The 11,353-nt window shown below is 70.9% G+C and carries 5 protein-coding genes; 2 read left to right on the forward strand and 3 right to left on the reverse strand.

All coding sequences use genetic code 11. The features are described 5' to 3' along the window. Positions 1 to 149: 149 nt before the first annotated feature. The 3 genes from ACWIGI_RS31410 to ACWIGI_RS31420 all read right to left on the reverse strand — a co-directional run bounded on the left by ACWIGI_RS31410 (position 150) and on the right by ACWIGI_RS31420 (position 9,430). A complete protein-coding gene (locus ACWIGI_RS31410) occupies positions 150 to 7,436 on the reverse strand; it encodes an amino acid adenylation domain-containing protein (RefSeq protein WP_454206428.1) in 7,287 nt (2,428 codons plus the stop codon). A 201-nt stretch (positions 7,437 to 7,637) separates the two neighbouring features. Next, positions 7,638 to 8,618, reverse strand: a complete 981-nt coding sequence (locus ACWIGI_RS31415) for a LuxR C-terminal-related transcriptional regulator (RefSeq protein WP_454206430.1) — start codon at positions 8,616 to 8,618, stop codon at positions 7,638 to 7,640. A 59-nt stretch (positions 8,619 to 8,677) separates the two neighbouring features. Then, positions 8,678 to 9,430 carry a M23 family metallopeptidase gene (locus ACWIGI_RS31420; RefSeq protein ID WP_454206432.1) on the reverse strand — a complete coding sequence of 251 codons (753 nt, stop codon included), beginning with the start codon at positions 9,428 to 9,430 and terminating at the stop codon, positions 8,678 to 8,680. 285 nt (positions 9,431 to 9,715) lie between these two features. Between ACWIGI_RS31420 and ACWIGI_RS31425 the strand changes: the two genes are divergently transcribed. Continuing rightward, on the forward strand, positions 9,716 to 10,759 hold the full coding sequence (locus ACWIGI_RS31425; protein WP_454206433.1) for a nitronate monooxygenase: 1,044 nt from the start codon (positions 9,716 to 9,718) through the stop codon (positions 10,757 to 10,759). Positions 10,760 to 10,817: 58 nt separating this feature from the next. Further along, entirely contained in the window at positions 10,818 to 11,210 is a 393-nt protein-coding gene (locus ACWIGI_RS31430) for an SCO5389 family protein (RefSeq protein WP_454206435.1), read from the forward strand. Positions 11,211 to 11,353: the final 143 nt, after the last annotated feature.

Consider the following 11,353-nt stretch of genomic DNA (forward strand, 5'->3'; position numbering starts at 1 on the left):
GATTTTCCTCATCCTGTCCATTGTGCTGTGCCGACACGCCACGAGAACCATCGAGTGTGCCGAGGCCGTGTTACGTCAAGCGGTTACTACTCAGCGGTTACTTCACCCCAGCAGGCGCGTGCTCGCAAACCCGGCGGTTCGAACTCACCTCACTTCGTGCAGCCGGCGGGCAGTCCGGGCAGCTCGAGTACGGTCTCGACCTGCGCCCATGCGGGTGCGACGGGGGTCGCGTCGAGTACCAGCGCCTGCAAGTCCGCTAACGCCTCCGGGTCACCGAGTTCGGGGAGCCGATGGCCGGCCGCGAACAGGTGGGTGACCCATTCCTCGGGCACATCGGCCGGTTCGGCCAGCACCACCGAGGCGCCCACCGCGCCCGCGCTCACCAATTCGATCAGCGCCAGCGCCGACTCCGGCGGCCCGTACTGGTACGTGCGGGACTCGAAGGTCAGCTCGCTGCCGGTGCGCACCCGGTGCACGGCCGCGGCCAGCGCGTCGTAGCTCAGTTCCGAACCCGCCACGTAGGCGGCGTCCTCACCGCGCAGCGCGCGGGTACGGCTGGCGTAGGTCACCGGCCGGGCCGATTCGGCGGCGATCTCGGCGGCCACCGCCGGATCGTCCAGCGACAGCCATTCGATGCCCTCCCCGGCGGCGGGGGCCGCGCCGAGGGTCAGGCCCACCTTGACGTCCAGACCCGGGGCGCCGGCAGCGGCCAGCGGCACCAGCGCGGCGCCCGCCTGCAGTACCGCCCACGTCGCCACGGCGAGCTCGACGCCGCGATCCAGTCGCAGCGCCACCCCGGTGCCCGGACCGCTGCCGCGCGCGATCAGCACCCGGGCCAGGCGCGCGGATCGAGCGGCGAGTTCCTCGTAGCTCACCGCGTCCTCGCCCCACACCAGCGCGGGGCCCTCGGGATCGTCGTCGGCCGCGGTGACGAGCACCTGGCTCAGCGCCGCGCCCCGGGTCCGGCCGACCGCGGGCTCGGCGGCCTCGGCCGCCACGGCGCCGCGCTCGCGCTCCTGCGCGTCGAGAATGTCGATGTCGCCGACCGTGATCTGCGAATCCGCGGCCACCGCCGCCAGGATCCGCTCCAGCCGCCGCCCGAACGAGCGCACCGTCGCCTCGTCGAAAAGGTCGGTGGCATAGGAGAACACGATCCCGAGATCACCGAAGTCGCCGTCCACGGCCGGGCGGGGCTCGACGCCGATCTGCAGATCGAACTTCGCCACGGTGAGGCCGGAGTCCAGGGCCGAGACCGTCAGCCCGGGCAGTTCCACCACCGGCTGCTCGGTGTTGAGCAGCGAAAGCACCACCTGCAGCAGCGGATTCGCGGCGCCACGGCCCGCGGCCGCCACCTCGGCGACGCGCTCGAACGGCACGTCGGCGTTGGCGAAGGCGGACAGGTCGGCCTCGCGCGCCTGCTCGACCAGGGCGTCGAACGGCGCGGTGGGATCGACCACCGTGCGCAGGGTCAGGGTGTTGACGAACATGCCGACCAGATCGTCCAGCGCGCGTTCACCGCGCCCGGCGACCGCGGTGCCGACCGCGATGTCGTTGCCGCCGGACAGCCGGGCCAGCAGCACCGCCAGCGCCGCGTGCACCACCATGAACAGCGAGGCGTTGTGCCGGCGGGCGATGCGGTTCAGATCGGCGTGCACCGCGGCGGGAACCGTGGTGTCCACCAGCGCGCCGCGCATGCTCGACACCGCGGGCCGCGGCCGGTCCAGCGGCAGCACCGGGGCATCGGGCAGCCCGGCCAGGCGCTCTCGCCAGAACGCCAATTGCTGTGCGGCGCGCGAGTTCTCGTCGTCGTCCGTACCGATCACGGTGCGCTGCCACACGGCGAAGTCGCCGTACTGCACGGTCAGCGGCGTCCAGCCCGGCGTCGCACCGGCGGTGCGGGCCAGGTACGCGGTCATCAGATCGCGGGCCAGCGGCGCCATGGACGAGCCGTCGGCGGCGATGTGATGCGCGACCAGCACCAGCAGGTGATCCTCGGGATCGGTACCGGTGAGCAGGCGCACCCGCACCGGAACCTGTGCCGCGACATCGAATCCGGCCGAGGCCAGTTCCACCAGTCGCGCCGGGACATCGGCCATGCGCTCGGTCTCGAGACCGCGCGGCAGGACGTCGGCGACCGAGAGGATCTCCTGGTACGCCGGTGCGCCGGGCGCGGATTCCGGGTACCGGGTGCGCAATACCTCGTGCCGCAGCAGCACGTCCTCCGCGGCCTGCCGCAGCGCGGTCACATCCAGCGCGCCGGTCAGGCGAATGGCCATCGGGATGTTGTAGGCCGGGGATTCGGGATCGAACTGGTTGAGCACCCACATGCGCTGCTGCGCCAGCGACAGCGGCAGTCGCTCCGGGCGCTGCGCGGCCACCAGCGGCGGCCGCGCACCGGCGCCCGCGCCGGGCACGATGCGCGCGGCCAGCCCGGCCACGGTGGAGGTCTCGAACAGTTCCCGCACCGCTACATCGGCGTTCAGCGCCTCATTGACCCGGGCGACCGCCCGCGTCGCGACCAGGGAGTTGCCGCCGAGTTCGAAGAAGTCGTCGTCGGCGCCGACCCGCTGGGCGCCGAGCAGATCGGCGAACACCTGCGCCACGATCTCCTCGATCGGCGTCGCGGGCGCGCGGAAGACCTTGGCCTCGAACACCGGTGCGGGCAGGGCCTTGCGATCCAGCTTGCCCGAGGCGTTCAGCGGGAAGGCGTCCAGCACCACGGTGGCGGCGGGCACCATGTAACCCGGCAGCGTGCGCGACAGCGCGGATTCCAGTGCGGCGGTGTCGATCACCGCGCCGGCGTCCGGAATCACGTACCCGACCAGGCGATCCCCGGCGTGGGCGTCGGCGCGCACCACGACCACCGACTGCGCGACGCCCGGCTGCGCCAGCAGCGCCGCCTCGATCTCGCCGAGTTCGATGCGCAGACCGCGCAGCTTGACCTGGAAGTCGGTGCGGCCCAGGTATTCCAGCTCACCCGCGCCGGTCCACTTCACCAGATCGCCGGTGCGGTACATCCGCTCGCCGTCGACGAAGGGATCGGCCAGGAAGCGATCGGCGGTCAGATCCGGGCGGCGCACGTAGCCGCGCGCGAGCTGCGCGCCGGCCAGGTAGAGCTCGCCCGCGACGCCGACCGGAACCGGGACCAATCGCGAATCCAGCACGTACACGCGGGTATTGAAGACCGGGCGGCCGATCGGCACCGACACCGTGTCGGCGGCGGTGACCTCGTGGTACGTGACGTCGACCGCGGCTTCGGTCGGGCCGTACAGGTTGTGCAGGCGCGCACCGGTCAGCTCGCGCAGGCGCTGCGCGGTGGGCGCGGGCAGCGCCTCACCCGAGGCGAAGACGTGCCGCAGGCGCAGACCGGTGGTCCCGGCGTCGAGCCCGGCCACGAACACCGCGAGCATGGACGGCACGAAATGCGCCGTGGTGATGCCCGTTTCGGCGATGACCCGGGCCAGGTAGGCCGGATCCCGGTGACCGTCCGGGGCGGCGACCACCAGGCGCGCGCCGACCTGCAACGGCCAGAAGAACTCCCAGACGGACACGTCGAAGGTCGCCGGGGTCTTCTGCAGCACCGCGTCGTCGGCGGTGAGACCGTATTCGGCCTGCATCCACACCAGGCGGTTCACGATCGCGGCGTGCGAGACCGCGACGCCCTTGGGGCGGCCCGTGGACCCGGAGGTGAAGATGACGTACGCGGTGTTCTCCGGCCGCAAGGGGGCCGTGCGCTCGGCATCGGTCAGCGGCGCGCCGCTGTGGCCCGCCGCGGCGCGTTCGAGTTCGTCGACCAGCGCGGCGTCGGCGGCGGTGAACTCGTCGCGCGCGGTGCTCAGCACCAGGCGGGGCTGCGCCGTCTCGAGGATGTGGGCGACGCGATCCAGCGGCTGATCCGGATCCAGCGGCACGTAGGCCGCACCGGTTCGCAGCACCGCGTACATGGCGACCACCAATTCGGTGGAGCGCCGAATGGCCAGGGCCACCAGCGATTCGGGACCGGCGCCCGCGGTGCGCACCAGTTCGCGAGCCAGCCGGCTCGACCGCTCGGCCAGTTCCCGGTAGGTGAGCCGCTCGTCCTCGAAGACCAGCGCCACCGCGTCGGGGGTGGCCGCGGCCTGTTCGTCGAAGCGCGACACCAGGGTCGCGGCGGGCACATCGACCGCGGTCGCGTTCCAGTCGTGCAGCACGCGCGCCCGCTCGCCGACGCCGAACAGATCGATGTCGCCGACCGCCGCGTTCGGATCCGCGCTCACCGCGGCCAGAATCCGCGCGAAGCGATTCGCGAAGCCCGCGATCGTCGACTCGTCGAAAAGATCCAGCGCGTAGGAGAACTCGGCGGCCAGGCCGGTGGCGTCGCCGCGCTCGTCCATCTCCTCCTGCACGGTGAGCTGCAGGTCGAACTTGGCGAACGGCACCTCGAGATCGGCGCCGGACACGCTCAGGCCCGGCAGCTCCAGCCGGGTCGGAGCCAGGTTCTGGAACGCCAGCATCACCTGGAACAGCGGATTGCGGGCCTGCGAACGTGCCGGATCGAGCAGTTCCACCAGGCGCTCGAAGGGCACGTCGGCGTGCCCGAAGGCGCGCACATCGTTCTCACGCACCTGGGCCAGCAGCTGATCGAACGAACTCGCGCCGTCGACCTCGGTGCGCAGCACCAGGGTGTTGACGAACATGCCGATCAGATCGTCCAATTCGGCCTCGCCGCGACCGGCCACGGGCGTGCCGACCGCGATATCGCCGGTGCCGGACAGGCGCGCCAGCAGCACCGTCAGCGCCGCGTGCACGACCATGAACAGCGTCGAATTGCGGCTCTCGGCCAGCCGGCGCGCGGCGGCGTACACATCGTCGGCGAGCGTGAACCGGTACGTCCCACCGCGATACGAGGCGACCGGGGGCCGCGGGCGATCCGCCGGCAGCACCAGTTCATCGGGCAGATCGGCCAGGGTCTCGCGCCAGAACGCGATCTGCCGGGCCAGCACCGACGTCTCGTCGTCCTCGCGGCCGAGCGTTTCCCGTTGCCACACCGCGTAATCGGCGTACTGCACGGCCAGTGGCGACCAGGACGGCGCGACACCGCGCGCGCGTTCGGCGTAGGCGGTCACCAGATCCCGGGTCAGCGGGCCCATGGAGAAGCCGTCGGCGGCGATGTGGTGCACCACGCACACCAGCACGTGCTCCCGCGCGCCGATGCGCAGCACCCGCAGGCGAATCGGCGGCGCGGCGGTCACGTCGAACCCGCCCGCCACGACCTCGCCGACGCGCGCGCGGATATCGGCGACCTCGATGTCGAGCACCTCGAGACCGGGCACCGCGCGCGGATCGTTCAGCGGCAGCACCTGCTGGAAACCCTCGCCGTCGACCTCCGGGTAGATCGTGCGCAGCACCTCGTGCCGCTGCACCAGATCCCTTGCCGCGGCCCGCAACGCGTCGACGTCGATGTCGCCGGTCAGGCGCACCGCCAGCGGAATGTTGTTCACCGCGCTGCTGGGATCGAAGCGGTTGAGGAACCACATGCGCTGCTGGGCGAACGACAGCGGCACCCGCTCGGGACGCGCCAGCGTGCCGAGCGCGGGACCGGTGACCGCGACGCTCTCGAGCTCCAGGCGCTGCGCCAGCGCGCTCACCGAGGACGCCTCGAACAGCACGTGCACCGGCACCCGCACGCCGAGCGCGTTGCCGATGCGCGCGGTGGCCTGGGTCGCCAGCAGCGAGTTGCCGCCGAGTTCGAAGAAGTCGTCGTCCGCGCCGACCCGCACCGGCTCCTCGGCCTCGGGCGGGGTCAGCAGCGCCGAGAACACCTCGGCGATGGCCTGTTCGGCGGCGGTGCCGGGGGCGCGGAAGGCCCGCGCGTTGAACTCGGGTTCGGGCAGGCGCGCGCGATCGAGCTTGCCCACCGGATTCAGCGGGATCTCGTCCAGCACCATGAGCGCGGCCGGAACCATGTACGCGGGCAACGACTCTCCCGCGAACGCGGCCAGCGCGGCGGTGTCCACCGTCGCGCCCGGGCGCGGCAGCACGTAGGAGACCAGGGCGGCCGCGCCGGTCGGCAGGGTGACCCCGAGGGTGGCCGCGTAGTCGATGTCGGGATGCGAGGCGAGCACGGCGTCGATCTCACCGAGCTCGATGCGCAGACCGCGAATCTTGACCTGGAAGTCCGAGCGGCCGTGATACTCGAAATTGCCGCTGTCCAAGCGCTTCACGAGATCGCCGGTGCGGTACAGGCGCGATCCGGCCTCACCGTTCTCGGCGGTGCCGAACGGGCTGGCCACGTAACGTTCGGCGGTCAGGCTCGGGCGATACAGATAACCCTGTGCCAGACCGGGTCCCGAGAGGTACAGCTCGCCGACCACGCCCGCGGGCACGGGCCGCAGCCGCGCGTCCAGCACGTAGGCGCCGATGCCGGGGATCGCGGCGCCGATGTGCTCGGGATCGCCGGGGGTGAGCACCTCGGTGCCGACCGAGATCGCGGTGACCTCGGTCGGGCCGTACTCGATATAGAAGGAGCGGGTCGGCGAGGACCAGCGGTCCACCAGATTGGTGCTGACCCGCTCGCCGCCGCACATGATGGCCGCGAGATCGTCCAGCCCGGCCGGATCGATGGATTCGAGCACCGCGGGGGTGATGCACATGTGCGTCACGCGCTCCCGGCGCAGCACCTCCGCCAGCTCGGGCCCGCCGAAGACGGTCGGCGGCACCACGACCAGCGTCGCCCCGGCGGTGAACGCCATGAGCATCTCGACCAGGGAGAAGTCGAAGCTCGGGGTGGTCAGCTGGGAGACCCGCGATTCGCCGGTGACCCCGCGGCGCTCGCGCATGGCGGTGGCCAGGTGCGCGATGCCCGCGTGCGTGGTCGCCACGCCCTTGGGCTTACCGGTGGAACCGGAGGTGTAGATGATCCAGGCCAGATGCTGTTCGGCGAGCGGGCGCACCCGGTCGGCGTAGGAGACCGGATGCGCGGGATGCGCGGCGATGGCCGCGGCCAGGTCCGGATCGTCGAGTTCGAGCCAGGTCGACGCGTCGTCCAGCCCGGCCCGATGCGCCCGCAGCGTCAGACCGAAGTCGGCGCGGGAATCGGTGAGGATGTGCTCGATGCGGTCGACCGGATAGGACGGATCGACCGGCAGGTACGCCGCCCCGGTCTTGGCGATGCTCCACATGGCGAGCACCGATTCCACCGACCGGGTGATCGCCATGGCCACCACGTCGCCCGGTCCGACACCGCGGGCGATGAGCTCGCGCGCGACGCGGGAGGACTGCTCGTCCAATTCGCGGTAGGTCAGCTCCCGCTGATCCTCGGGGGCGCCCGTCGGATTGAACGAGATGGCGACGGTATCGGCCGCGGACTCGACCGCGGCGGTGAGAAGCTGCCCGAAAAGAGGGCTGCCGGACCGACGCCGACGATTACCGCGAGCTGTACGGCGGGCAGTATCCATTCGAGTGCATTCACCTCTCGGGTATAGCTTGGTCCGCGCGCCGAAACCCTTCGGCCAACCCACACGGAACCCCGGTCGACTACGGGGCCGGCGGACCGAGCAATCATATCGGGCTCGCGGAGCCGCGATAACGGCTCGAGCTCAGTGACTATCGGTGAGCAGGTCAGGGCGTTGCAGCCATGTGATCTGCACCACAAAGGGTTACAGCCACCCCCGGCGGGTGGCCTGCACCCCGGCCTGGAAGCGCGTGCTGGCGCCGAGGCGTTCCAGCAGACTCGCGGTCCGGCGGACGACGGTGCGCCGGGACAGGCCCAGGCGGCGGGCGATGGTGTCGTCGGTCGCGCCCATGCTCATGAGCGTGAGGATGGCGCGATCGCGTTCGTCCAGTGACTCGGCGGGATTCACCGAGACCGGGGTGGCCATCGACCACAGCGCGTCGAAGGTCTTGACCAGCAGATCGAGGGTCGGCGACGGGCCGACGCGCACACCCATGGGATCACCGCGCCGCTCATCGGTGTGCAGGACGAGCACCGCGCGGCGATCATCGGCCAGGATGATCTTCATCGGCGGATCGGGCAGCGTGCGCGCCTGCGCGCCGACCGCGTTGGTGGCCAGCACATGTCGCAGTCGTTCGGCGTCCTGGTAGATCGTCTCCTGGTACAGCGTGCGGTAGTCGATGCCCGCGGTGATGCGCGCGGACTTGAGCTCGAACAGTCGCTCCTCGGTGTCCACATCGGACAGGAAGGGCCCGCGCTCCACGACTTTCACGCAGTGATGCGCGGTGTGCTGCAGATCCTCGAAATCGGCGAGCAGTTGCCGGCGTTCGTAGACCGCCACCACGGCGCCGTCGGCATCGGTGGTGCGGCGCACCGAACGGAAGGTCTCGCCCAAGCGCGCGGCGGCGGACTGCATGCGCAGCATGTCGGAGTTGCGGCGGCGAGTCTCGGCCTCGGACAGGGCTTCCGGGGCATGTGCGTCCCAGCGCACGGTGCCGTTGCTCTCGGTGAGACGCACCGCGGCTTCGAGCCGGCACAGCGCGTCCAGCGCGGCCTCTGCCACGGGCGGCGGGCACGCGAGCCGCTCGGCGACTTCGAGCGTGGTCGACCGGGGATGCTGGACGAGGGCCGCGTACGCGCGCCCGTGCAGCGAAGCCGGGTCGAACAGGTCATCCAGCGTTGTCACCGCGCCCACCGGCGATCGCCGGTCCGGGAAGCTCCCGTTCGCAGGGGCGGGTGCACGCTCTACTGACCCGGGCCCCACTGCTGCTGCATGATGACGCCCTTGCTGGCCAGCCACGGCAGCGGATCCATCTTGCCGCCGGCCGCGTCCCAGATCTCCAGGTGCAGGTGCGGGCCGGTGGACTGGCCGCGGTTGCCGACGGTGGCGATGACGTCACCGGCGTTCACGCGCTGACCGGCGTTGACCAGCATGTCGTTCACGTGGCCGTAGACGGCGATGGTGCCGTCGTCCTGCTGCACGCGGACCCAGAGCCCGAAGCCCGAGGCCGGGCCGGCCTCGATCACGGTGCCGCTCATGACCGAATGAATGGGAGCGCCGAGCTGATCGGCGAAGTCGACGCCGTAGTGCATCGCACCCCAGCGGGCGCCGAAGGTCGAGGAGATGACACCGGCGACCGGGCGCACGGCCGCGGCGGGGGCGAACTGCTGCTGCAGCTGCTTGAGGGTCGATTCGGCCTGCGCCAGCGGGCCGGAGATCTCGGGCGGCAGATTCTGCAGGCCGAACGGCGCGGGCGCGGCGGCGATCGGCGCGGCGTTGGCATCGGCGACCGGGGCCTGCTCGGCGACGGGCGCGGCGGCCGGAACGGCGGCCTGCTTGAGGGATTCGGAGGCGTCGGCGAGCGCGATGTCCTCGGCGACCGACTTCTCCTCGTGGTTGGGGAGCAGCGGCGCGGCGTGCGCGAGGGCCGGAACCAGCTGGGACGCGGTGCCGAGCAGGGCGCCGGCGGCGACCGCGGCGCTCGCCACGGTCTTCACGCGATCGGCGGTGGTCGGGTCGGCCCGATGCCGGCGACGACGGGCGGCGACGTCAACGCGCCCCGCACCAGAATCACCAAGCAAGTCCATAACGGATACGGAGTCTGCGGTCTCTCTGTGGTGCGGCAAAGCTCGTCCTAGCGTTCGGGGATCCGGTAACGATTCGGCATCGCTGTGATGGAAACTGTACTCGCCCGTGACCATTCCGCAACCTTGGATCGCGTTTACGAATGTGCTAGGGGGCGACGCGCGCATTGCCCGTTACCGTCGGGGCACACTGGTGCCGTGCTACTCGACACGCTCGACACACCGATTGTTCTGGCCCCGATGGCGGGCGGGCCGTCCACTCCCGAGCTGGCAGCGGCGGTTTCGGACGCGGGCGGACTGGGATTCCTGGCCGCCGGATACCTCTCCGCTACGGACCTCGCCGACCGTGTGCGGCAGACGCGAGCGCTCACTCGCGCGCCCTTCGGCGTGAATCTTTTCTTCCCCTCCGAGCCCTCGCCGCCCGAGCGATTCGCCGCCTATGTCACGGAACTGGGTCACGACTTCGCGGTCGGGGAACCGCGGTACGACAGCGACGACTGGGCCGCCAAGATCGAGTCGCTGATCGCCGATCCGGTGCCGGTCGTCTCCACCACCTTCGGCTGTCCGTCGGCGGCCGAGATCGAGCGGCTGCACGCGGCCGGGAGCGAGGTCTGGGTGACGGTCACCTCCGTGCCCGAGGCCCGGCACGCGTGCGCGGCCGGCGCGGACGCGGTCATCGCGCAGGGCGCCGAGGCGGGCGGCCATCGCGGCAGCTTCGCCGATCGGCCGGAGGACGACACCGCGGACCCGCTCGGCCTGCTCGCGCTGATCCAGCTGCTCGCGCCGGAGGTGGACCGGCCGATCATCGCCGCCGGCGGTATCGCGACCGGAGCGGGCCTGGCTGCGGCGCTCACCGCGGGCGCCCGCGCCGGGCAGATCGGCACGGCCTTCCTGCGCTGCCCCGAGGCCGGTACCTTCCCGCTGGTGCGCGCGGCCATCACGCGCCGGTCCCCCACGATGCTGACGCGCGCCTTCACCGGACGCCTCGCGCGCGGATTGCGCAATCGCTTCATGCTCGACCATCGCGACGCGCCCGCCGCCTATCCGGAAATCCATTACGCCACCGGGCCTTTGCGCGCCGCAGCACGCGCGTCGGGCAATGCGGAAGAAGTGAATCTCTGGGCAGGTCAAGCACATTCGCTCGCGCCCGAGCTACCGGCCCGCGAGCTGGTCCGGCAACTGTCCGGCGACGCGAAAAGTGCTCTGGAGCGGGTACTTTCGCTTCGAATTCAGGGTTGTTGACAACGTTTGTCGATTAGACTTTCGCTCACACCATCCGCCATCCCATGAGGAGAGCGATATGTCACTCGATGTACCCACCGCACTACTCGAGCGCGCCGAACGCGGTGAAGTCAGCGACGAGGAATTCGTCGAATGTGTTCGGGTTTCCCTGCCCTACGCCTACGAGGTGGTCAGCCGGGTGGCGGCCGATCTGCGTTCGGGCACCGAGGAATACGCCGACAACGTCATCCCGCCGCCGGATGAGACGGCCCGCGGCCAACTGCTGCGCGCCATGGCCTCCGATGCCATCCGCGGCGGGCTGGAGCGCCACTTCAACATCAAGTTGGCGTTCCAGAACTGCCATCGGGTCGCGGCCTTCCCGGTGACCTCGGCGGGCGGGGACACCTACAACACCTTCGTCTCCACCCGCGCGCAGCTGCTCAACCAGAGCCCGGAACTGCGCAACTGCTGAGGCGAGTGCTCGGCGAATCGGGGGGGGCGGGGGTGCCGGCCCGCCCATTAGGGGGCGGGTCAAAATTTTTTGGTTGTGAACCCGGAGATTGCGTGGTCTTTGTCTTATAAAAAAAATAAGCAGGCCGCCAAGTTTTCAGTGTA

This window comes from Nocardia sp. NPDC055321 (assembly GCF_053645575.1).

Bases quoted from the DNA above. Each gene is read 5' to 3' on its own strand.
- ACWIGI_RS31410 (WP_454206428.1), bottom strand. From the start codon at position 7,436: ATGGATACTGCCCGCCGTACAGCTCGCGGTAATCGTCGGCGTCGGTCC.
- ACWIGI_RS31430 (WP_454206435.1), top strand. From the start codon at position 10,818: ATGTCACTCGATGTACCCACCGCACTACTCGAGCGCGCCGAACGCGGT.